This window comes from Nocardia sp. NPDC060255 (assembly GCF_042727395.1).
Taxonomy (GTDB): Bacteria; Actinomycetota; Actinomycetes; order Mycobacteriales; family Mycobacteriaceae; genus Nocardia.
Genome location: NZ_JBHXAU010000014.1, coordinates 46,622 through 69,162, shown reverse-complemented (window position 1 = coordinate 69,162; position 22,541 = coordinate 46,622). Strand labels below are relative to the sequence as shown.

The following is a 22,541-nucleotide window of genomic DNA, read 5'->3' as shown; positions in this document are numbered from 1 at the left end:
ATGCTCGTTAACCAAAGTAGTCGCTGAACTGGGCGAATACGGCGGTTTCGGCACACAATCACGGGTGCGCCTGCAGTCGAGTGGAAGAGGAACAGCAAGCTATGCCGATTGCTTCAGAGCCCGGACCGGGATCGGCGCCCACGGGCGCGGATCCGGTGCCGCAGTTCGCCGCGTGGCGCAAGGGCGTGGCCGGGGTGCTGGCGAAGGTCCGGCGGGTCGAGATCGCCGAACTGCCGGACGAACCAGAGCATCTGCTCGATGAGACGACCTACGACGGGCTGACCATCGCCCCGCTGTACACGCGCAAGGACGAGCTGCCCGAGCAGCCGCTGCCCGGCACGTATCCGTTCGTCCGGGGCGGCGACGCCACCCGCGACGTGCACCGCGGCTGGCACGTCAGCGCATATTTCGGCGGCGCCGACGCCGCCGCGGTGAACCGGGAGATCATGGCCGGTCTCGGCAACGGCATCAGCGCCGTATGGCTCGGTGCCGGCGAGCGCGGTGTGCCGGTCGCCGATCTGCCCGCCGCGCTGTCCGGTTTGCTGTTCGACCTCGCACCGGTGACCCTGGACGCGGGCACCGCGACCGCCGATGCGGCCGAGCACCTGTACACCGCGCTCGACGGCTATGACGCGGCCTCCCGCAAGGACATTCACGTCTCGCTCGGCGCGGCACCGCTCACGAGTAGGTTCGCAGGAGTCGACGATACTTCGCTCGCGGAGACATTGGCATTGGCCGCCACCGCCGTCGCGCGCGCCGAGACGGTGCGCGCGATCACCGTGGACGGCACGGTGTTCCACAAGGCGGGCGCCTCCGATGCCCAGGAGCTCGGTGCCGCCGTCGCCGCGGGCCTGACCTACCTGCGCGCCCTCACCGAAGGCCTGGACATCGCGGATGCGTTGGAGCAGCTGACCTTCCGTTTCGCCGCCACCGATGACCAGTTCGCCACGGTCGCCAAATTCCGTGCCGCCCGCCAACTCTGGGCCCGCGTCGCGCACGCCTGCGGCGCACCGAATTTCGGTGGCGCACCGCAGCACGCGGTGACCTCCGCGGCCATGATGACCCAGCGCGACCCGTGGGTGAACCTGCTGCGCACCACCCTCGCGGCGTTCGGCGCCGGCGTCGGCGGCGCGGACGCGGTCACCGTGCTGACCTTCGATTCGGCGCTGCCCGCCGGTGAGCTCGGCGTCTCGAAGTCGTTCGCGGACCGGATGGCTCGCAACACCCAGTTGCTGCTGCTCGAGGAATCCCACCTCGGCTTCGTGCAGGACCCGGGCGCGGGCTCCTGGTACGTCGAGGACCTGACCGGCGCGCTCGCCGCGAAGGCGTGGGAGTTCATGCAGGAAATCGAGGCGGCGGGTGGTTATCTCGCCGCACTCGATTCCGGGCTGCTCGCCGAGCGCATCGCCGAGACCAAGGCGGCGCGCGATGCTGATGTCGCACACCGGAAGACGTCCGTCACCGGGGTGAACGAATTCCCGAACCTGGCCGAGCGCCCGCTGTCCGAAGCGGCGCGCCACGACGATAGGGTGGCCCGCTACGGTGCCACCTTCGAGGCGCTGCGCAACCGCTCCGACGCCTATCTGGCCGAGCATGGCGCGCGGCCGAAAGCGCTGCTGGTGCCGCTCGGTTCGGTCGCCGAACACAACGTTCGGGTGACTTTCATCGCGAACCTGCTGGCCTCCGGCGGTATCGAGTCGATCAATCCCGGGCCGCTGGCGATAGACGAGATCGCCACGGCGGCAACCGAGGCCGGTGCGCCGATCGCGGTGCTGTGTGGTTCGGACAAGCGTTACGGCGCGGAAGCCGGTGCGGCAGTGGAGCAGTTGCGTGCCGCCGGAGTGGAGACAGTGTTGCTGGCCGGTGCCGCGAAGGCGGTCGCCGAGCTCGAGGACGCGCAGCGCCCGGACGGATATCTCGCGGCGAAGATCGATGCGGTCGCCGCGCTGTCCGCCCTGCTGGAGAAGGTGGGAGCCTGATGACTACTCGTCAAATCAAACACGTGATCGGCAGTTTCGCCGAGGTGCCGCTCACCGAGCACGCGCCCGAGCCCGCCGCTGTGGACTCCGCGCAGGTCGAGGCCTTCATCGGCGAGGCCGCGAAGGCCAACCACTACGCGCCCGAACAGCTGGTGTGGTCCACGCCCGAAGGCATCGACGTGCCACCGGTGTTCACCAAGGCCGACCGGGACGGCGTTGTCGCCGAGGGCTATCCGCTCGACAGTGTGCCCGGGGTCGCGCCGTTCGTGCGCGGGCCTTACCCGACGATGTACGTCAACCAGCCGTGGACCATCCGTCAGTACGCGGGCTTCTCCACCGCCGCGGACTCGAATGCCTTCTACCGCCGCAATCTGCAGGCCGGGCAGAAGGGTCTGTCGGTCGCCTTCGACCTGGCCACCCATCGCGGTTACGACTCCGACCATCCGCGCGTGCAGGGTGACGTCGGCATGGCCGGTGTCGCCATCGATTCGATTCTCGACATGCGCCAGCTCTTCGATCACATCCCGCTCGACCAGGTCAGCGTGTCGATGACGATGAACGGCGCGGTGCTGCCCATCCTGGCGCTGTATGTCGTTGCGGCAGAAGAACAAGGCGTCGGACCGGAGCTGCTGGCCGGAACCATTCAGAACGACATTCTGAAGGAGTTCATGGTCCGCAACACCTACATCTACCCGCCGAAGCCGTCGATGCGGATCATCTCCGACATCTTCGCCTTCACCAGCGCCAAGATGCCGAAGTTCAACTCGATCTCCATCTCCGGCTACCACATTCAGGAAGCGGGTGCGACGGCCGACCTGGAGCTCGCCTACACCCTCGCCGACGGTGTCGAGTACATCCGGGCCGGTATCGACGCAGGCATGGCGGTGGACAAGTTCGCGCCGCGGCTGTCATTCTTCTGGGCGATCGGCATGAACTTCTTCATGGAGGTCGCCAAGCTGCGGGCCGGGCGGCTGCTGTGGAGCGAGCTGGTCGCGAAGTTCGAGCCGAAAAGTTCGAAATCGCTGTCGCTGCGCACACATTCGCAGACTTCGGGGTGGTCGCTGACCGCGCAGGATGCCTACAACAACGTCGCGCGGACCTGCATTGAGGCGATGGCCGCGACCCAGGGGCACACCCAGTCGCTGCACACCAACGCGCTCGACGAGGCGCTCGCGCTGCCGACGGACTTCTCCGCGCGCATCGCTCGTAATACTCAGCTGGTGATCCAGCAGGAGTCCAAAACCACGCGCCCCGTAGATCCTTGGGGCGGTTCGTATTACGTCGAGTGGCTGACCCATCAGCTGGCCAACCGGGCTCGCGCGCACATCGCCGAGGTCGAGGCCCACGGAGGGATGGCGCAGGCGATCGGTGAGGGCATCCCGAAGCTGCGCATCGAGGAAGCCGCCGCGCGCACGCAGGCGCGGATCGACACCGGTCAGCAGCCGGTGATCGGCATCAACAAGTATCAGGCGGAGGAGGACCAGCAGGTCGAGGTCCTCAAGGTCGAGAACTCGCGGGTGCGCGCCGAGCAGATCGAGAAGCTGCGGCAGTTGCGCGCCGATCGTGATTCGGCCGAGGTCGAACGGGCGCTGGCCGAATTGACCCGTGCGGCAGCCTCTTCGGAGGGTGGCATGGAGAACAACCTGCTGGCGCTGGCCATCAACGCGGCGCGCGCCAAGGCCACCGTCGGCGAGATCTCCGACGCGCTGGAGAAGGTATACGGCCGGCATCAAGCCGAGATCCGTACCCTCTCCGGTGTGTACCGCGACGAGGCAGGGAAGGTCAGCAACATCACCAAGGCGAGCGATCTCGTCGAGGCGTTCGCCGAGGCGGAAGGTCGCCGCCCGCGTATCCTCGTCGCGAAAATGGGGCAGGACGGCCACGACCGCGGCCAGAAGGTGATCGCCACCGCCTTCGCCGACCTCGGCTTCGACGTCGACGTGGGCCCGCTGTTCCAGACGCCTGAAGAGGTGGCCCAGCAGGCGGCGGACAACGACGTGCACGTCGTCGGCGTCTCCTCGCTGGCGGCCGGCCATCTCACGCTGGTGCCCGCCCTGCGGCAGGCACTGGCCGACGCGGGCCGCCCCGACATCATGGTCATCGTCGGCGGCGTCATCCCGCCCGGCGACTTCGACGCGCTCTACGAGGCCGGTGCCGCGGCGATCTTCCCGCCCGGCACCGTCATCGCCGACGCCGCCATCGACCTACTGAAGAAGCTCGCCACCGAACTCGGCCACCCGGACCTGTCTTCCGAAAACGGCAGCGGCGCCGAGGGTTCCGCCGAGGCCGAATGAGCGAGCATTCCGTTGCTCCAGCGAAAGCGGAGCGGAGTCGGGCCATCGATGTCGATGCGATGGCCAAGGCGGTGCGGGCGGGGGAGCGGGCCGCCCTCGCGCGGGCGATCACGTTGGTGGAGTCGACACGTGCGGACCATCGGGATCTGGCGCAGCGGTTGCTGCTGCAGCTGACGCCGGACAAGCACAGCTCTGCGGATGCCGTGGTCTCGAATCGTGTTGGCATCACCGGTGTTCCGGGTGTCGGCAAGTCGACGTTCATCGATGCGCTCGGGATGGATCTGATCGGGAAGGGGCATCGGGTCGCGGTGCTCGCGGTCGATCCGTCCTCTACTCGGACCGGCGGCTCGATTCTCGGCGACAAGACGCGGATGGCGCGATTGTCGGTGGAGCGCAACGCCTATATTCGCCCGTCGCCGACGGCGGGCACTCTCGGTGGGGTGGCCAAGGCGACCCGGGAGACCATCGTGTTGCTCGAAGCCGCCGGGTACGACGTGATCCTGGTGGAGACCGTCGGCGTCGGCCAATCCGAGGTCACCGTCGCCAATATGGTCGACGTCTTCTGCTTCCTCACCCTGGCGCGTACCGGAGATCAGTTGCAGGGCATCAAGAAAGGTGTGCTGGAACTCGCCGATCTGGTCGCGGTCAACAAGGCCGATGGCAAGCATGAGCTGGAGGCCAAGTCGGCCGCCCGCGAGCTCGCGGGCGCGCTGCGGTTGATCCACCCGCACGACGCCCTGTGGCGCCCACCGGTGCTCACCATGAGCGGCCTGGAAGGCATTGGCCTGGACAAGTTCTGGGCCACCGTCCTCGAACACCGCCGCGTCCTCACCGACGCAGGCGAATTCGACGAGAAGCGCCGCCGTCAGCAAATCAACTGGACCTGGACCATGGTGCACGACCAGCTCCTGCGCCGCCTGGCCGACAACCCCAACGTGAAAGCCATTCGCGCCCAGGTAGAAAAGCAAGTCCGCGACGGCACCCTCACCGCCGCCTTGGCCGCCGAAGAACTCCTCCGTGCCTTCGACACCCACTGACCCTCACCCGAGGGGGTTGACGACCAGTGGACAGGTGTTGCGGGGCGTGAGATGCTGCGAATGTTCCGCAGCCGCGGGACTATCCAGGAATATCGTCAGCGCCAGGTAGGTCGGTGGAGCGCGTTGGCGTGCTCGTCGGTGGCGGGCACGGCCGACTCTCTGCTGTGTGGGGTTGTGCTGTGTTTCGAGACCGGCGATGTCTCGAAAGGACGCAGTATGAACACCGACCGCTTCGGTCTTGCCGGAGACGATTATGTGCCCGATGTGGCGGGCGACTCGGCGGCGATCGTCGAGGCCTTTTTCGACCATCTCGCGGGGAGTTTGCGAGATGCGGATCTGCCCGATGAGCTGTTCGCCGCTATGCGTGCGTCGCTCGTCGAACTGTGCGCCGCTGAGGAGTGGCGTTGCGTGGATGAGCCCGCGCGCTACAACCTGCAGATGACGCTCGCGTTGGTGGTCGCCTATCGGGCGTTGCGACCTCGGCTCGGAGGGGAGGTCACCATTGCCGCGCTCCGGTCGGCCTTCGTCGAACCGCTCGGGGAGCCCGTTCAGGCGGGTACGAGGGCGATGCTCGACGCCGCCGATGATCCGTTCGCCGCGCTGGTAGCGGTGTCGAAGACGCGCGAAAAGTATGCCTTCGGTGCCGGATTCGACTTCGCCCGCACCGTGGACGACGAAGAGAGCTACCACTTGGATATCGTGCGCTGCTTCTATCACGATGTGCTGGTTGCGCACTCGGCATCCGAGCTGACGCCGGTGATGTGTGAGTTCGACGCGAACTGGATCGGCGCCATCGATCCGGCGAAGCACGGTTTCCGGTTCGAGCGCGCCACCACGATCGGGCTCGGCGGGACGCACTGTCCGTTCCATTGGGATCGTGCCGAGAGCTGATCGTCGCTACGGCCGGGGCGGTGGCCTGCCCGCCGCCTCGGCCGGTCGGTCTACCTGCGTAAACATCGCGTCCGATGGATATTTGCTGAAGGTCTGCTAGTTGTCGAGCCATATTGACGAGTAGTAGATTGGAAGGTTCCTCAGCTGGCGACGATGCGGCGACGAGGACTCGCCAGCCGACGTGTGCGGGGGGATCCCTCCCTCCGCTGGGCTAAGGAGGTGCTGGCGATGTCCGATGAAGCGATTGCCCGGCCGTCCGAATCGGGGCTGGTTCGGCCGCAGTGGACTTCCGGTCCGGAACCGCCTCCGCCGCAGTGGAATTCGTTCACTCCGGCGCCGGTACTGGTGACTGTCGGTGATATCGGGTGTACCGCGACTCAGGTCATGACGCCCTCCGGGCAGCATCCGCTGGCCGGGACCACGTGGATTGTCACCAACCAGACCAGCGTCAACCAGCGCATTCCGTCGTACGCGATCGTGCTGGCCGTGCTGCTGATGGTCTTCTGCCTGCTCGGCCTGTTGTTCCTGGCCGTCAAGGAGGACAAGATCCAGGGCTTCGTGCAGGTCAGCGTCCAGGGCCCCGGCTTCTACTACGCGACCCAAGTCAAGATCACCGACCGCGCGCAGGTCTTCGACACCGAGCAGCGCGTCAACTACATCCGCGCACTTGCCGCCGCACTGCCCGCCGCCTGACCGGGCCTCGCGCGCATTGATCAGCGTCATGCGCACCGTTCAGCGCGACGCGTACGGTTCGACTGGCGATTTCGTGCGCATCGGTCGAACTGATGCGCGGCGGCACGGCATCGACTTAGGTTGCGTCGCCTAGGGATTCGAGCAATGTGCGCAACGCGTCGGCGAGTGCGGCGCGTTGCTTCGGGTTCAGTGGAGCGAGCAGGCGCTCTTCGGTGGCGACGTGATCGGGCAGCGCGTCGTCGATAAGCGTGCGTCCGCTGTCGGTGAGGTCGACGCGGATGCCGCGACCGTCGGATTCGCTGCGGGACCGGCGCACCAGGCCGCGGTCCTCGAGGCGATCCAGGCGCTGGGTGATCGCGCCGGAGGTGACCATCGCCGAATGCATCAGCTCGGTGGGGGTCAGGCTGTGCGGCGGTTCGCTGCGCCGCAGCGTGGCGAGGACGTCGAAGGATGCGGGGTCGAGACCGTGTGCGGTGAAGGTTTTGCGCAGCTCGGCACCGGTGAGCTGGGAGAGTCTGGACAGTCGCCCGAGCACGGCCATGGGGGAGACGTCCAGGTCTGGGCGTTGGTCCTGCCACTGCGCGAGAACATGGTCGACGTGATCGGTCACCACCGCACTCTAGCGAATATCTCAATGGTGAGGTATCTCATGTGGGAATTGCTGAGCGCTAAGGTAAGTTACTTAGAGCTAAGCAATCGAAATGAGTGGAGGTTGATCATGCGGATCACGGTGTTCGGCGCGACGGGTGAGGTGGGCAGCCGGGTGGTGGCCGAGGCGTTGGCGCGCGGTCACGAGGTCGTCGCGGTCATGCGCAACCCGGCCGGTGCGGCCGCGGTGCCGGCCGCGGCGGAGGTCAGAATCGGTGATGCGATGAATCTCGACGATGTCGTAACGCTCAGTGCCGGACAGGATCTCGTGATCACCGCGACCCGTCCGGCAAGCGGACTGGAGCACGAATTGCCTGAGATCACCTCGGTGCTTCTGAAGGCATTGGCGCACAACGGTGTCCGCCTACTGGTCGTCGGCGGCGCGTCGACGCTGCTGGTGCCGGACGCGGATGGCCTGATGCTGCGCGAAACACCGGACTTTCCAAGGGAATTGCAACCGATCGCGCAAGCCTGCGCCGACCAGCTCGCGCTGTGCCGAACCGAAACCGTCGCGGACTGGACCTATCTGAGCCCGCCGGCCCAGCTGGTACCGGGCGGGCGCACCGGCAGTTACCAGACGGGCGCCGACGAACTACTCACCTGCTCCAACGGCGAATCGACCATCTCGATGGAGGACTTCGCGGTCGCCCTGCTCGACGAAGCCGAGCACCCCGCGCACCGCCGCACCAGGTTCACGGTCGCGGCAGCCTGATTGCGCGTCAACTGCCCCGATCTTAGGGGGATGGGCGTGAAAGCTTATGTGGCGCACAGTGGATAGCACCTGCTGGCCACCGAACTCAGGAAGGGGCAAATGACCGAATCGGAACGTAGCTGCTGGCGGACGGTCGCGAGCAGCGGCGTAATCGAGCGACTGGATCAGGTCGGCTCACTGGTGGCACTCGAACGGATCCCGCACGCCGCAGGCGCCACCAACTGGTATAGGGCCGAATCTCGTGCGGATCTGGTGAAGATCGTGCACGCGTTGCGTCCGGGGTCTCTTGTCAGCTTTTACTTCGACAAGAGGATCCCGCGAGGGCCGTACGTCGAGAAGGTTCGGACGGAGTTGCTCGAGTTCATCACGCGAGACGGGGATGCCCTCATCGGTTGGCCCGCAGCGGATGGCGTTCGTATCGATATGGCAATTGTCGGGGGCCCGCGAGACATCGATGAGGAAGTCAGCGATTCGGAAAGTGACGAGGACGTGTTCTATGGCGCGTACCCAGGGCGGGACGACGATGGTGTGAATGCCATTACGGTCACGCTGCCCGACGCCGACGGAGTGACCCGGCGGCACCCGTACTGACGGGAGGCTCGTCGCAGCCGGCATCCAGCGGGCGGCGGCGAGTCCTCTACTCGATACCGAACAAGTTGGCGGCGTTCTGGTAGCAGACCTTGCGCAACCAGTCGTCGCCGAGTCCGAGGCGTTCCAGTGCGGAGACGGCGTGGCCGTAGGTGTAGGGGATGTTCGGGAAGTCGCTGCCGAACATGATCCGATCGCCGAGGGTGAGCAGCCGACCGCGTTCGGTATCGGGGAACGGGTCGACTTCCTCAAAGAAATCGGTGAATGTCATCGTGGTATCGAAGCGGACATCCGGGTATTGCTCGGCGAGGTCGAAGAATTCGGTGTACTCGGGTGCGCCCATGTGCGCGATGATCAGTGGCAAGCGGGGAAATCGCTGCAGCAGTGCGGCAATGGGTGCCGGTCCGGTGAATTCGCCCGCCACCGGGCCGGATCCGCAGTGAATGACTACCGGAATGCCCGCGTCTTGGATCAAGCCCCAGGTCGGGTCGAGCAGCGGATCGCCAGGATCGAAGCCGCCGACCTGGATATGCACCTTGAACAGTCGGGCGCCGCGTTGAATCGCCGCCGCGACATAGCTTTCGGCGCCCGGCTCAGGGTAGAACGTGGCCGTGTGCAGGCAATCCGGTGTGCGCTCGGCGAATTCGGCGGTCCATTCGTTCAGCCAGGCCGCCATCTCCGGTTTGTGCGGATAGACCAGGGCGCTGAAGGCGCGAACACCGAAGCCGCGCAACGTCTTCAACCTCACCTGCTCGTCGTCCCGGTAGGCGATGGGCCAGGTGCGTGCGGTGAGCGGACCGGCCGAGTCGAAATACGCCCACACCTTCTGCATCACCGGCTCCGGCATGAAATGCGTGTGCACGTCGATGATTCCGGGTAACCCGAGCCGGTTGCGGAACTCGGCGAGGTAGGTATTGTCGTCCTGGTCGCCGATCACGGCCCCTCCTGTCTCACACATCCGGCGGGTACACCTGCCGCGCGAAGTCGCCGACCCGGGTGATCAGCCGGTCGAAGAACAACTGCTGATCGGTGCCGATCACGATGTCCGCGTTGGGCTCTCGCCCCCACATGCCCGTCCAGTCCGCCACCGTCGTCGCGCGCGTTATCGTCCCGGCGAGCTCGACATCGACCGTCGCCGGACGCGTGACGGCAAGAGCCGGGTCGAGTGCCACCGCCGCCGCGAACGGATCGTGCATGTGCGCGAGGTAGCCGAGGTCATAGAGCCGGTGGAAATCGAAGTAGAACCGCACCGCGTCGGTGGCGTGCCGGACGATGGGATTGCTCGCCGCCGACCTGGCCTCGGGCGGGTCGGTCTCCGAAACCGTCTCCACCGGAAGACTTCCCGCGCGCTCGGCGAGCAGCGCGAGATGCTTCGGCCGCATCTCGATGGTCTCGGTGATGTCGAGCGCACACACGATCGGCCGACGGTCCGGCGGCGCGGCGGAGAAGGCGTCGAAGACCTCCTTGGCGGCCTCCGGATCCACGTGCACGTTCCATTCGTTGGTGGGCGTCGTATTGCCGGGGTGATTGAACGCGCCACCCATGATCACCAGCCTGCGCAACAACGTCGGCAACGCGGGCTCCAGCCGAACGGCCAGCGCCAGATTGGTCAGCGGCCCGGTACACAACCCGACAACCTCACCGGGATGCGCACGCACCAGATCGACCCACATCTGCGCGGCCGAACGCGACGAGACAGCCCGCGTCGAGGCCGGCAACTCGGCGTACCCGACCCCCTGCGGCCCATGCGTGTCCTCGGTGGTCCGCAACGGAATCGCCAGCGGCTCGGCGGCCCCGAGCGCAACCTCGATCTCCGGCGCCCGACACACATCCAGCCACGCGAGATTGTTCGCCGCCACCTGCGGCGCAGGCACATTCCCCGCAGTCGAGGCAATCCCGATGATCTCGGCCTCCGGTGACGCGAGAAGGTAGAGCAGCGCAAGGGAATCGTCGACCCCGGTATCAACATCCATGATGATCTTCTGCCGCACCCAACGAGCCTAACCGTCGGCGCACCCCTGCCCACCCTGCAGGGCTCGCATCAGCTCCGCGCGCACCGCTCGGCACGCCGCGCATCGAATTGCACGCTGAGTCACGCGCCCGGCACCACGATGTGCGCGTGCCGCCGAGTCGTGCGCGGCGTCGGTGTTCGTGTGCCGCGCGCGTTGTGGTGTGCCGCGTAGTAAATCGCTGGCTGATTTGTTCGCGGGACGCTGAACTGTGCGCGGCGTGGTGGGGTGTGCGCCTGCCGCCGAGGTGTGCGCGGCGTCGGTGTTGTCGTGTGCCGCGCGCATCGTGGTGTGCTGCGTACGAATTTGCTGGCTGATTCGTGCGCAGGGCGTTGAACTGTGCGCGTTGCGCTGAACTGTGCGCGGGTGGTGCCGGTTAGTGGGTCTTGAGGGGCCAGGCGGGGCGGTCGGCGCCGTAGGTGGGGGCGGGCCAGTTGTAGGCGGGGTATTCGGCTATGGCGGGGGTGGCGGTGATTACGTCGCCGTGGGACATGACGTCGGTGGGGTTGGGGAGGGCGGGTTGGGGGTGGCGGGGGGTGCGGTCGGGGGCGGCGAGGAGCCAGGCGGCGGTGCGGGCCAAGGCGACTCGGACGTCGCGGCCGATGCCGTCGGCGGCGCGCAGGGACAGTGCGTCGATGACGCCGGCGGCGAGGAGGTAGCCGGTGGCGTGGTCGAGGGCCTGGGCGGGCAGGGCGCTCGGGACGGAGGGTGCGCCTTCGGCGATGGCGATGCCGGACGCGGCCTGCACGATGCTGTCGAAGCCGCGGCGTTCGCACCACGGCCCGACCTCGCCCCAGGCGCTGACGCGGCCGTGGATCAATCCTGGGCGCAGCGCGGCGAGGAGACCCGCGCGTTCCAGCGCGCCCGGCCGGTATCCGGTGACCAGCACGTCAGCGGAGGCGAGCAGATCGCGGATCAGCGGCAGCTGGGTCCACAGATCCACCAGTGTGGAGCGCTTGCCCTGGCTGGTATCGGCGTACTGCCAGGAGATTTCGGGCAGCTGCGGCGGATCCACGCGCAGCACATCGGCACCGAGCAACGCCAACGTGCGTGTCGCGACCGGTCCGGCGATCACCCGGGTCAGATCGAGCACTCGCAGCCCGCGCAACGGCTGGAAAGGTGCTGCGCCGACCGGCAATCCGGGCTCGCCACGGTCGGCGCGCGTCTCGATCGCGACCAGCGGCCCGTGTGCGGCGGCCCATCCTTCGGCGCTGCCCGCCCACTCCTGTTCGGTGCGGACGCGGACCGCGATCGCCCCGTGCGCGGCGGCGTGGTCCTCGACGTCGGCCGCGCGACTCATCGCCATCTGCGCCACGGCCAGGTCGAAGGGCGCGTCGGCGGGCAGGCCGAGCGCGGTGAGCAGGCGGGCGCGATGGTGCGGGTAGTTGGCGTGTGTGCGGACCCAGCCGTCGAAGGTGGGGAAGAATCCGGAGAGGTCGCCGAACATCTTGGCGGGCCGGCCGTTGATCCTTAGTAGGCGTTCGCTACAGAACGCAGCGGTGATGCGCGCGGGGTCGATGCGGTGGGCGACCGGGTCGAGGCCGCGGATGCCGCGGATCCGGTTCGCCGCGCCGATGAGTGCGGCGACCGACCCGGCGGCGAGCGACCAGACCGGCAGTGTCGCAGCCAGATTGCTGCCCGGATCGGGAGAGGGCGTAATGACAGCGGAGGTGACACCGATTCCGGCTTCGTAGTCGTGGACCAGCCGTGTGTGCGCGTTCACCCGAAAGAGCGTAATAGTTCCGTCTGAGAAGGAGACTTACATGGGCCGAACCGTCGAGTCCGGTGACTGGCTGCGGATCCTGCGATCCGAGGCGACTCCCCGGCACCACCTGCTGTGTTTCCCTCCCGGCGGTGGTCCGGCGACCGCATACCGAGATGTGGCGCAACGCTTCGGCGCGGGCGTCCTCGTCGCCGCGGTGCAGTATCCGGGTCGGCAGGATCGGCTCGGCGAAGCACCGATCACCGACCTCGCGACGCTCGCCGAGCGGATTGCCGGAGAAGTGCTGAAGCTCGGAATCATTGATGGGCTAGCGCTATTCGGTCATAGCATGGGCGCAACAGTCGCGTTCGAGACCGCGCGCCGGCTCGAGTGTCAGGGCCAGGCGGTGACGACCTTGTTCGTCTCCGGCCGTCCCGCACCGACTTTCGTGGAGACCAAGCAGCTGCACCTCGGTACCGACAGCGACCTGATCGCGGACCTGGAGCGATTGGCCGCCGACCCGGCGCCGATCCAAATGCTGCGTGACGAACCAAGTCTCGCGGAATTGGTGCTGCCCGCCGTCCGGGGCGACTACCAGGCGGTAGAGACGTACCGATACACGCCGGGCGATCCCTTGGCCGCCGACATCGTCGCCTTCGTCAGCACCGAAGACCCCACGATGGCACCCGAGCAGGCCGACGAGTGGCGCGACTTCACCTCCGGAACCTTCGCTCGCACAACGTTCCCCGGCAGCCACTTCTATCTGGACGAACACCCGGCGGAAGTCGCCGAAGCCGTCGAGAAGCGACTGGCGTCGTCCTGAGCGCGAAAACGTCTCTCGGCCAAGCCGTTTCATGGGCAGGTAACTAGTGGGATGCCTGCAGGTGGGTAGTCGACCCGGCTGCCCGCCGCCGCAGCCACCCATACCCCACCCAGGACACCGCAACACACACCGCGACCAGCACCCGCACCAACCCGAGCGCGCTCTCCGGATAGAGCACCCCGGTGATGTAGTGGTCGATGAACCCACTGGACGGCAACCCCGCCTCGCCCGCCCGATGCCGCGCCCAATTCTCCAAATGCGTGAGCGGGCAATCGATCCGGAACAGCACGGTGCTGAAGCCCCAGCAGAATGCGATCACGTGCAGCCAGATAGTGCGCGGCCAGCGCCACGCGAGGAACCCGCCGACAACCACATACGCCACGAACACGAAATGTGCGGCGGCGGTGGCATCGGCCAGCAGCCGATACAGCACCCCACCAGCGTAGCCGTCAGCCGAGGAATTCGGACTCGAGCACCAGATCGGCGACCAAGGATTGGTATTCCAAGTGTGTTTTGTGTTCGGTGGTGCGCCAGCGCGACCCTTCGTGCTCGCGCATATAGCGGCGATACCCGGGCGCACCCGGAATTCTGACGTTGTCGGCCACCACGATCGTCCCGGGATGTAGCCAACTCGCGGACATGATCGACTTCAGATCCGGGAGATACGCGGTCTTCAAATGATCGATGAACACGAAATCCAGTGCGCCGGGCGCGAAGTCGTGCTCGATGGCGAGGTGCCGCATGGTCGCGCCGCCGTCACCGATCTTGCCGATCAGCACGGTGATCCGATCGGCCAGGCCCGCGTGCTCGATCACCGCGCGCGCGATCTCGGCGTTGTCCGGGCTCGCCTCCACCGTCACCAACCGCGCGGTCGACGGCATCACCCGGCCGGTGCGCACCGCGCTGTATCCGCAGTAAGCGCCCAACTCGAGCAGCAGCGTCGGCTCGGCCCGTTTGATCGCGTTGTCCAGAATCAGGCCCTTTTCGTCGCCGACGTTCATCAGCAGACTGCGATTGCGCGCGAAGTCGTCGATCGCGGCGAGCACACTGTCCGGATCGCCCGCCGTGGCAGTGGCCCGAACGTGCTCTAGCAAGGCCCGCTCGCGCCCGTCACCCACCTGACCCGTGCGCAGCAGACTGCCCATGCCGAGCCCCATCCGGATGATCGACCAGCGCAGGAACGGCAGCCGATCGCGCACCATCGCGCCGAGCCCAGTCCGATTCGTCATGCAGCCCCTTAGGCAGGTCGGTGTGCGGCCGATTCTGCCCGGGGCAAGGCGCGATTACCAGGGCGACGGCCGGTAGTCCTTGAGGAAGCAACCGTAGAGATCGGTGCCGTTCTCGCCCTGCACGATCGGATCGTAGACCCGCGCCGCCCCGTCGACCAGGTCGAGGGGCGCGTGGAAGCCCTCGTCAGCGAGCCGGACCTTCGTGTAGTGTGGCCGCTCGTCGGTGATCCACCCGGTATCGACGGCGGTCATCAAAATGCCGTCGGCTTCGAGCATTTCGCCCGCGCTGGTGCGGGTCAGCATGTTCAGCGCGGCCTTGGCCATGTTCGTGTGCGGGTGGCCCGGCCCCTTGTACGCGCGGGCGAACTGACCCTCCATCGCCGACACATTGACGATGTACTTTCGCCGCGCGGACGCGGCGGCCATGGTCGGCCGCAACCGCGACACCAGGATGAACGGCGCGACCGAATTGCACAGCTGCACTTCGAGCAGCTCGGTCGGGTCGACTTCCGCGACGGTCTGCACCCAGCTGTTCGTGTGCGCGAGATCCGGCACCAGCCCACCGGCATCGATCGCCACACCACGCGAAATCCGTTCGGGTGTAGCCGATCCCGCGACGAGCGCCAGCTCGGCGACGTCGGCCGCGGTCAACGTCGGCGTGAGCGAGGCGGTGAGCGCGGTGGGATGCGCCTGCATCGTCTTACCGAACGTCACCACATCGGGCAGCGCGCCCGCGGGCAGCGGGCCGGACTCGGCGTCGACCAGCGCACTGTAGGCGCCGGGGGAGCGGCGGACCGTCTGCGCGGCGTTGTTGATCAGGATATCGAGCGGACCCTGCGCCGCGACATCATCGGCGAGCGCGACCACCTGCGCCGGATCACGCAGGTCGATGCCGACGACGCGCAGCCGATGCAGCCACTCCGGGCTGTCGTCCATCGCGGCGAACCGGCGGATCGCGTCATTCGGGAACCGGGTGGTGATGGTGGTGTGCGCGCCGTCGCGCAGCAACCGCAGCGCGATGTACATGCCGATCTTCGCGCGCCCGCCGGTGAGCAGCGCGCGACGACCGGTCAGATCGGTACGGGCGTCCCGCTTGGTGTGGCTGCTCGCGGCACACTCCGGGCACAGCTGGTGATAGAAGGCGTCGACCTGCGTGTACGGCTGCTTGCAGATGTAGCAGGGCCGCGCCCGGATCAGCGTGCCCGCGGTCGCGCCACGGGCGTTCGAGGCGAGCGGAATGCCCGCGGTCTCGTCATCGATCCGCTGCGGCGAGCCGGTGGCCGTCGCGGCGATCACCTCGCGGTCGGCCTCGGCCACCGCCGTCCTGGCCTCGACCCGGCGCCGCTGCTTGAGCTTCTTGAACATGTGCCCGACCGCGCGCTGCACCGCCACCGAGTCGGGATGCTCCTTTTCCAGCTGCCCGGCCTGGTCCAGTACCCGCAGACAGGTCGCGAGGTCGTCCGGATCGATCATGCTTTCGGCCATCGGTGGTACAGGCATCCTTCGGTGAGCTGGGAAATCGACCGGACCATTGTCGCAAACTCCGCGACCAGGTTGCCGCCCGGTTGCCTCTCGATGGCCTATGCGCGAAGCAGCGCCATGGTGGTGGCCGCGGTTCGCTTCAGCAATTCGATGACCTCCGGCACCTTGATATCGGTGGTCGTGACCACCGACGGCGGGTGCAACCAGCTGATTTCGAAGGTGGTCCAGCCGTCGCGCACCGCGAGGGTGACGCCCGTGTTCGGCGCGTGCTCGGTCTGTTTGCGGACGATATACGCCTCGTCGCCGAGCCCGTCGATCTTCGTGACGACGTCGTGCGCGGCGAGGTCGGCCTGCGTCCAGGTTTCGAAACGCGCGGTGAATTCGGGACCGGGATCGGCCCGCTTGTGCACCAACGCGTTGGCCATGAGGGTGGTGTCGTCGGCTCGCTCGCCCTTTCCCGCCGGGGCCAGGCGGATCGTGCACGTCATCGAGTCGAGCGCCGGGTGCAGCCGGGTCTGGTGCAGCGGGTACTTCAGCGTCGCCGGACTGGAGGGCGCCAAGGCGAATCCGGCGTGCACATACGGCGCGATGTCCGTGATCGCGCAGAGGTTGTCGACGTGGTGGTAGCCCCGCAGATCGGGCACCGGGTCGGCGCTGCGGCTGTCGGACACGGCGAGCACGCCGACGACCGCGAGCGTCGACACGCCGACCGCCGCGCCCAGCACCCACAGTCGCCCCCGGTTACCGCCCGGCTGCCGCCATCGACCGAGCGGCTGCGGCGGCACCGGACCGTCCGGGTACGGCCGCATCGGCCCGATCGGCGTCAACGGTTCGTGTAGCCATCCGGCGTTGCTGAGGCTAGGAGGCCTCTGACCAGCCGGTCCCATCATGGGGCGAAAGTATCACTTCGCTGGTGGCCGTGCCGGACGTTCGAGTCAGGCCTGATCCGCGCGCAGGCTCGCGGCCGCGGCGGCACGGCCGCAGCTATCCGCGCGGTCGGCCAGCCGAAGGCGCAGGGCGGCAGGGATTTCCGGATGTACCTCGATCAGTCCCTGCCACACCACATCCGGGGTGTCCGGTGTGAGCGCGGCGAGGAACTCGTCCAGATTGTCCATTCCGTCGATGATTTCGAGCACCCGGGCGCGACCGTCCGCGTCCTGCGCGAGCGCGATATCGACGAGGGTGTCGATATTGTCGCTGCGCGAGGCGACCAGGACCGCGGCGAGTAGCTGGTCCGTACTGAGATCACCGATGCACGAGGCGAGGATCGGCGTCGCCGAGTCGGGCAGCGCGTCCACCAAAGGCAGTGCCTGCGACCAGAGTTCGTGCTCGGCGGTGGTGTTGATCACCGCGCGGAGCACCTCGGGGTCCTGCATGATCGGCAGTCCGGCCATCCGGCGGCGGTCGGTGTCGGTCATGGCGAGCGCGATCGGCAGCATAGAGTTCCACAGGCCCGCCGTATCCGCTTGGGCGACAAGGTCGCCGAGCTCCTCGTCGGACTTGTCGGCCAGCCGCGCGGCCAGAATGGCCAGCTGCGCGGGCTGCAGATGCACGACGAGCGGCAGCAGGTCGAGCCAGAAGCCTTTGTTCAGTGCGGCATTCATGATCGAGGCGAGCACCGATTCCTCCTGTACCGCAGGCCTTTCGGCGAATGCGCGCAAGCTGTCCGCGTTCATCGCGCTGGTCACCGGCAGCAGCGAGTCCCAGGCGTCGAGCGTGCGGACCGCCTCGATCAGGCCGTCGAGCACCGCGCCGCCGAGCCCGGCGGCGATATCGCCCAGCGCGGCCCGATTCTCCTGGCCGACGCTGTCGAGCAGGTCGAGTCCCTCGGCCCACAGGTCTTGTTCGTGCGCGGCGCGGATGACGCCGGCGAGCCGGTCGGTGACCAGCCCCATCAGCCGGTCCATCGCGGACTTGTCCTCCATCAGGAACCCGATGCGCAGCAGATCCGCATCGCCGAACACCGGCACCGCCGCCCGCATCGACTCCTCGGGCACCACGCCGACGAACCGGCTCATCGTCACGTGATCGTCCTGCCGCAGCAGCTCGCGGGCCACCTCGACGACCAGACGCGGCGGCACCGCGGCGATGATGTCGGCGGTGCGGCGCGGGTCCAGCTGAATCGCGGTCTCGGCGAGGAACTCGGCGGGGAGTGCCTTGGCGATATCGACCGCGCGGGCCGGTTCGACCGACCCCGCGACGGCCGCACACAACACCGGGCCGAACGCCCGCTCGGCGGCCTTGGCGCTGATCGCGGCCGGCACCAATTTCGTCGCCGCGGCAACGCGTTTCATGCGCGCGGCGTCACCGTTGAACAGTAGATCGGTGGCGCGCTCGCGGAACTCTCGAATCGCCTCCGGCGAAAGCCCATTGAGGAAGTCGAGCGCTGCCGGGTCGGAAATATCAAGCAAGCGTGCGAGTTTGGTGGTCTCGGCGCGTGCCATTAGTTGAGCGCTCATAAACCGAGCGCCCTTTTCACGGTCGGCCGCATCAGCCGGGGAATGAGCTGGAGTGAGGACTCGACCGCTGCGCCGAGGCGCGCGCCGCGCGCGGTCACGGCGTGGCGCAGCAGGCGGTCGAGTTCGGCGAGATCGGAGTCGGTGAGCCGGTCGAATTCGTCGGGCAGTGGTGCGCCAAGTGTGCGGATCAGCGGCGTGGCTGCGTCCGGCATGGGATCTCCGTATCGGTATCGAGTTGTGGTCAGCTGCTGCGCGGGGTGATCGCCGCGTGGTCGGCTCGCATGTCGTCGACGAAATTGGCGATCGCCTCGGCGACCAGCAGCGGCTCGGTCACCGGCAGCCAGTGGTCGGCGGGTACGGCACAGCGCCACAGCCGGTCCACCCAGCGCGTCGAGGTGTCGTAGATGGAGGCGGGCACGAACGGATCGGTGGTGTCGACGAGCAACTGCACCGGCACCGCGGTGCGTCGCACCCGCGGCCGCCGCAGGTGATGCAGCAGGTTGGCCTGCGCGATCCGCCCGCCCGCAATCAGGTCCGTACGCCAGGTGCGCGCGATCCTGGCCGGCACCGGGGAAAGACCGCCGAGCCGTTCCACCAGCAGCGTGCGCACCCGCGGCGGGTAGAGCCTGCGCGCGACCGGCACCGGGCTGAATGTCCAGCGCACACCGCTCAACCACCAGCCGATATCGCCCGCGTGCAGCCGGGCATGCGGCGCGACGGCCCGCAGCCACAGGCCGAGGTGATCGAGATTCGGCCCGGAAATGGCTGTGAACGAAGCGATTCGGGTGTTCGCCCGCGGATCACACACCGCCTCCCACAGTTGCACCGCACCCCAGCCGTGCCCGCAGGTGTGCACCGGCCGCTTCGGACTCGCCGCATCGATCACCGCGAAGAAGTCGGCGGCGAGCCGATCGAGCCGGAAGTCGGACAGCAGCGCGGGCGTGGCCGAACGGCCGTGGCCGCGCACGTCGTAGGTGATCACCCGGAAGCCGTCGGTCAGCAGCGCGGCGACCGTGGCCCACACGCGATGAGTGTCGGTGAGGCCGTGCACCAGGACCAGGGGTGCGGCGGCGGGGTCGCCCCATTCGTAGACGGCGAGTTCGGTGCCGTCGGCGGTCACCGTCCACTGCCGATCCGGGCGGGGCGTTTCGGTGTCGAGCTCGTTGGTCATTATTTGTTGCCTCGTTCGGGTGCGGGCTGCCGGACGGTCACGCGGTGGTCGGCCGGGCATCGGACACTGCGCATGGCGCGCTGGAACGAATCGACCCGTACCGGTAGTACGTTTTCTGATACTGACAGTACGAAGAATTTCCCGCGAACGGGAGAGCTACCGGCAGACTATGGCGTACCTCACGCTGGAAATCCGTACCAGCGGTACGTGTAAGCTGCGGTCGTGCCCCGTCCCAGCGTCCGTTCGACGACCTCCCGTACGGAGATCGTCGACGCCGCGATCCGGGTGATCGACCGGGACGGACCGCGGCCGAGCATGGACGACATCGCCCGCGAGGCGGGCATCACCAAGCCCCGCCTGTATCGGCAGTTCGCCGACAAGGCCGATCTCTACACTGAGATCGGCAACCGGATGGCCAAGGCCGCCGCGGCCGCCGCGGGCAACGACCTGACGCTCATGCTGCAGCCGCCGCGGACCGCGTTGCGCCGGGTGCTCACCGGATACGCCGACAGTATTCTGCAGCATCCCAACGTCTTTCGCTTCCTGGGCCAGGCGCAGGTGACGCAGCAGTCCGACGGAACGGTGCTGCAGTTCGACCTCGGCCGCGCGGCCTCGGACCGCTTCGCCAGGCAGGCCCGCGACATCGCCGAGTCCATCCCGATCGACACCGCGGGCATCGACTACCTGTCCCGCGCGGTGGTCGGCGTCGTCGTCTCGATCACCGACCTGTGGCTGGCCGATTCGGCAGTGCCGCACCCGGACCGGACCGCCGAATTCATCGACCAGGCCACCGAATTCGTCTGGGGCCTGATCGACGGCTTCCTGCGCAGGCAGGGCATCTCGGCCGATCCGGAGACGCCGATCTTCACCTCACTCGCCGCCGTCAATCAGGCGCAACAACCCGCAAGCTGACCGCTGCCAGCATTTATCGGACCGACCCGTGCCCGTCTTGTTGACATGCTGCCAATAGTGCGAGAATCTGAGCACGATGACCGGCGTCGACGCCGGGGGAGCTGCGAGCAAAGGATCCGATGATGGCACGCGCCGCATGGAGTGACGACGAGGTCGAGGCGGTACGCGACCTGGCGAGGGCGTTCTTCGAGAAGGAGGTCGTCCCGCACGAGGAGAAGTTCGTCGCGCAGGGCCACCCCGACCGCGCGCTGTACAACCGCGCGGGCGAACTCGGCCTGCTGTGCACCGCCATCCCCACCGAATTCGGCGGTGGCGGCGGCACATTCGCGCACGAGGCGGCGATCATCGAGGAACAGTCCCGGGCGGGCGACGGCTCGCTGGGCATGCCGGTGCACAGCTCGATCATCGCGCCGTACCTCAAAGAATTCGGCTCCGCGGAACTCAAGCAACGTGTACTGCCCAAGGCGGCCACCGGCGAGATGGTGCTCTCGATCGGCATGACCGAACCGGGCACCGGCTCCGATCTGCAGAACATCAAGACCCGCGCGGTCCGCGAGGGCGACGAGTACGTGATCACCGGCTCGAAGATCTTCATCACCAACGGCTGGCTCTGCGACGGCATCATCATCGCCGCCAAGACCGACCCGACGAAGGGCGCGTCCGGCGTCTCGCTGATCTTCGCCGACGTGTCCGACGACACCCCCGGCTTCAAGCGCGGCCGCATCCTGAACAAGATCGGCGGCAAGGCCCAGGACACCGCCGAACTCTTCTTCGACGGACTGCGCGTGCCCGCCTCGAACCTGCTCGGCGAGGCCGAGGGCCTCGGCTTCTACCAAATGATGCAGATGCTGGCCCAGGAACGCCTGGTCACCGGCATTATCGCGGTGGCGATGATGGAAAAGGCCGTGCAGCTGACCATCGACTACACCAAGGGCCGCGAGGCCTTCGGCAAGCCGCTGTTCGCCATGCAGAACACCAAATTCGAGCTGGCCGAGTGCGCGACCCTCGCGAAGGTCAGCCGCACCTTCCTCGACGACTGCATCGTCAAGCACCTGCGTGGTGAGCTCGACATTCCCACCGCGGCGATGTCGAAGTACTGGCTCACCGATCAGCTGGGTATCGTGGTTGACCGCTGCCTGCAACTGTTCGGCGGCTACGGCTACATGACGGAGTATCCGATTTCGCAGCTCTACACCGGCGCCCGCGTCTTGCGCATCCTGGCGGGTAGCAACGAGGTGATGAAGGATCTCATTGCCCGGTCTCTCTGATACGACGAGTGAGACCGCCGGCGATGTGCCACGCCGCCGCCGATTGGAACCCGACGAGCGCCGGGCCGAGATCCTGGCGTGCGCGATCGACATGTTCGGCGAGCGGCCGTACGCGGCCGTCTCGACCGCCGAGCTGGCCCAGCGCGCCGGGGTGGCCCGCGGTCTGATCAACCATTACTTCGGCAACAAACGCGACCTGTATCTCGTGGTGGTGCGCCGGATGGTCACCCTGCCCAAGCTCGACGACATGATCGTGCCCACCGGCACCGAGCGTGAACGCGTCGATGCGAGTGTGCACTGGCTGCTGGATACCATCGCCGAGCACGGCAGCACCTGGGTGAAGGTGACCAGCCACGAGGGCGTCGGCAACGACCCCGAGGTGCAGCAGATCCTGGACCAGGCCGACGACGCGGCCGCCGAACGGCTGCTGCTGATGGTCGGACTCGCCGATTCGGCACGCAGTGCGGCATTGCGCGCGATGGTCCGCGCCTACGGCGGGCTGGTGAAAGTGGCGGGGCGCGAATGGATCACCCGCGGCACGCTGACCCGCCCGCAGGTGCACGAACTGCTCGCCGACATGCTGATGACGCTGGTCACCGAGTCGCTGCCGAAGGTGGACCGCCGGCGCTGAGCGCACGGCGGTC

At 67.4% G+C, this 22,541-nt stretch carries 22 protein-coding genes; 11 read left to right on the top strand and 11 right to left on the bottom strand.

The features are described 5' to 3' along the window. Positions 1 to 101 precede the first annotated feature (101 nt). From ACFWF1_RS24835 to ACFWF1_RS24815, 5 genes are all read left to right on the top strand, one after another. Positions 102 to 1,979: a methylmalonyl-CoA mutase family protein gene (locus ACFWF1_RS24835; protein WP_379291540.1), complete on the top strand. Its 1,878-nt coding sequence runs from the start codon at positions 102 to 104 to the stop codon at positions 1,977 to 1,979. Continuing rightward, positions 1,979 to 4,273: a methylmalonyl-CoA mutase gene (gene scpA / locus ACFWF1_RS24830; RefSeq protein WP_379291541.1), complete on the top strand. Its 2,295-nt coding sequence runs from the start codon at positions 1,979 to 1,981 to the stop codon at positions 4,271 to 4,273. The genes ACFWF1_RS24835 and scpA overlap by 1 nt, the downstream gene beginning before the upstream one ends. Then, positions 4,270 to 5,310, top strand: a complete 1,041-nt coding sequence (meaB, locus tag ACFWF1_RS24825; protein ID WP_379291543.1) for a methylmalonyl Co-A mutase-associated GTPase MeaB — start codon at positions 4,270 to 4,272, stop codon at positions 5,308 to 5,310. The genes scpA and meaB overlap by 4 nt, the downstream gene beginning before the upstream one ends. 216 nt (positions 5,311 to 5,526) lie before the next feature. Further along, positions 5,527 to 6,201 (top strand): L-2-amino-thiazoline-4-carboxylic acid hydrolase, encoded by a 675-nt coding sequence (locus tag ACFWF1_RS24820; RefSeq protein WP_379291545.1) that lies wholly within the window; start codon positions 5,527 to 5,529, stop codon positions 6,199 to 6,201. Between the two features lie 228 nt (positions 6,202 to 6,429). Beyond that, positions 6,430 to 6,894 carry a hypothetical protein gene (locus ACFWF1_RS24815; RefSeq protein WP_379291546.1) on the top strand — a complete coding sequence of 155 codons (465 nt, stop codon included), beginning with the start codon at positions 6,430 to 6,432 and terminating at the stop codon, positions 6,892 to 6,894. 115 nt (positions 6,895 to 7,009) lie between these two features. Here ACFWF1_RS24815 and ACFWF1_RS24810 read toward each other — a convergent pair whose 3' ends face one another. Beyond that, complete coding sequence (locus ACFWF1_RS24810; protein WP_379291548.1) at positions 7,010 to 7,504, bottom strand: MarR family winged helix-turn-helix transcriptional regulator; 495 nt, start codon at positions 7,502 to 7,504, stop codon at positions 7,010 to 7,012. A gap of 108 nt (positions 7,505 to 7,612) precedes the next feature. Here ACFWF1_RS24810 and ACFWF1_RS24805 point away from each other — a divergent pair, with 108 nt between their 5' ends. Next, positions 7,613 to 8,254 carry an NAD(P)-dependent oxidoreductase gene (locus ACFWF1_RS24805; RefSeq protein WP_379291550.1) on the top strand — a complete coding sequence of 214 codons (642 nt, stop codon included), beginning with the start codon at positions 7,613 to 7,615 and terminating at the stop codon, positions 8,252 to 8,254. A 99-nt stretch (positions 8,255 to 8,353) separates the two neighbouring features. Beyond that, positions 8,354 to 8,845 carry a hypothetical protein gene (locus tag ACFWF1_RS24800; protein WP_379291551.1) on the top strand — a complete coding sequence of 164 codons (492 nt, stop codon included), beginning with the start codon at positions 8,354 to 8,356 and terminating at the stop codon, positions 8,843 to 8,845. Positions 8,846 to 8,891: 46 nt separating this feature from the next. On the opposite strand, the gene ACFWF1_RS24795 is transcribed toward ACFWF1_RS24800, so the two are convergent. The 3 genes from ACFWF1_RS24795 to ACFWF1_RS24785 form a co-directional block, all read right to left on the bottom strand. Beyond that, positions 8,892 to 9,800, bottom strand: a complete 909-nt coding sequence (locus ACFWF1_RS24795) for an amidohydrolase family protein (protein WP_379322217.1) — start codon at positions 9,798 to 9,800, stop codon at positions 8,892 to 8,894. After that, positions 9,793 to 10,833, bottom strand: a complete 1,041-nt coding sequence (locus tag ACFWF1_RS24790) for a nucleoside hydrolase (RefSeq protein WP_379291554.1) — start codon at positions 10,831 to 10,833, stop codon at positions 9,793 to 9,795. The genes ACFWF1_RS24795 and ACFWF1_RS24790 overlap by 8 nt, the downstream gene beginning before the upstream one ends. Before the next feature lie 394 nt (positions 10,834 to 11,227). Next, a complete protein-coding gene (locus ACFWF1_RS24785; protein WP_379291556.1) occupies positions 11,228 to 12,574 on the bottom strand; it encodes a CoA transferase in 1,347 nt (448 codons plus the stop codon). A gap of 40 nt (positions 12,575 to 12,614) precedes the next feature. Between ACFWF1_RS24785 and ACFWF1_RS24780 the strand changes: the two genes are divergently transcribed. Continuing rightward, positions 12,615 to 13,376, top strand: a complete 762-nt coding sequence (locus tag ACFWF1_RS24780; RefSeq protein ID WP_379291558.1) for a thioesterase II family protein — start codon at positions 12,615 to 12,617, stop codon at positions 13,374 to 13,376. Between the two features lie 43 nt (positions 13,377 to 13,419). Here the strand turns inward: ACFWF1_RS24780 and ACFWF1_RS24775 are convergent, their stop codons facing one another. The 7 genes from ACFWF1_RS24775 to ACFWF1_RS24745 form a co-directional block, all read right to left on the bottom strand. Next, positions 13,420 to 13,809: a DUF2784 domain-containing protein gene (locus ACFWF1_RS24775; protein WP_379291560.1), complete on the bottom strand. Its 390-nt coding sequence runs from the start codon at positions 13,807 to 13,809 to the stop codon at positions 13,420 to 13,422. Positions 13,810 to 13,825: 16 nt separating this feature from the next. After that, the gene (locus ACFWF1_RS24770) at positions 13,826 to 14,605 is read right to left on the bottom strand and encodes an O-methyltransferase (protein ID WP_379291561.1); all 780 of its coding nucleotides are present in this window, start codon (positions 14,603 to 14,605) and stop codon (positions 13,826 to 13,828) included. A gap of 54 nt (positions 14,606 to 14,659) precedes the next feature. Further along, on the bottom strand, positions 14,660 to 16,090 hold the full coding sequence (locus tag ACFWF1_RS24765) for an SDR family NAD(P)-dependent oxidoreductase (protein WP_379291563.1): 1,431 nt from the start codon (positions 16,088 to 16,090) through the stop codon (positions 14,660 to 14,662). 95 nt (positions 16,091 to 16,185) lie between these two features. Then, positions 16,186 to 16,896 carry a hypothetical protein gene (locus ACFWF1_RS24760; protein ID WP_379291565.1) on the bottom strand — a complete coding sequence of 237 codons (711 nt, stop codon included), beginning with the start codon at positions 16,894 to 16,896 and terminating at the stop codon, positions 16,186 to 16,188. 126 nt (positions 16,897 to 17,022) lie between these two features. Next, a complete protein-coding gene (locus tag ACFWF1_RS24755) occupies positions 17,023 to 18,498 on the bottom strand; it encodes a hypothetical protein (protein ID WP_379291566.1) in 1,476 nt (491 codons plus the stop codon). Between the two features lie 44 nt (positions 18,499 to 18,542). Beyond that, positions 18,543 to 18,758, bottom strand: a complete 216-nt coding sequence (locus ACFWF1_RS24750; protein WP_379291568.1) for a hypothetical protein — start codon at positions 18,756 to 18,758, stop codon at positions 18,543 to 18,545. A 29-nt stretch (positions 18,759 to 18,787) separates the two neighbouring features. Beyond that, positions 18,788 to 19,717, bottom strand: coding sequence for an alpha/beta fold hydrolase (locus ACFWF1_RS24745; RefSeq protein WP_379291570.1), 930 nt, complete (start codon positions 19,715 to 19,717; stop codon positions 18,788 to 18,790). A gap of 222 nt (positions 19,718 to 19,939) precedes the next feature. On the opposite strand from ACFWF1_RS24745, the gene ACFWF1_RS24740 reads away from it, so the two are divergent. The 3 genes from ACFWF1_RS24740 (at position 19,940) to ACFWF1_RS24730 (ending at position 22,528) form a co-directional block, all read left to right on the top strand. Further along, entirely contained in the window at positions 19,940 to 20,629 is a 690-nt protein-coding gene (locus tag ACFWF1_RS24740) for a TetR/AcrR family transcriptional regulator (protein ID WP_379291572.1), read from the top strand. 122 nt (positions 20,630 to 20,751) lie between these two features. Continuing rightward, a complete protein-coding gene (locus ACFWF1_RS24735) occupies positions 20,752 to 21,897 on the top strand; it encodes an acyl-CoA dehydrogenase family protein (RefSeq protein ID WP_379291574.1) in 1,146 nt (381 codons plus the stop codon). Continuing rightward, complete coding sequence (locus tag ACFWF1_RS24730; RefSeq protein ID WP_379291576.1) at positions 21,881 to 22,528, top strand: TetR/AcrR family transcriptional regulator; 648 nt, start codon at positions 21,881 to 21,883, stop codon at positions 22,526 to 22,528. The genes ACFWF1_RS24735 and ACFWF1_RS24730 overlap by 17 nt, the downstream gene beginning before the upstream one ends. Positions 22,529 to 22,541 lie beyond the last annotated feature (13 nt).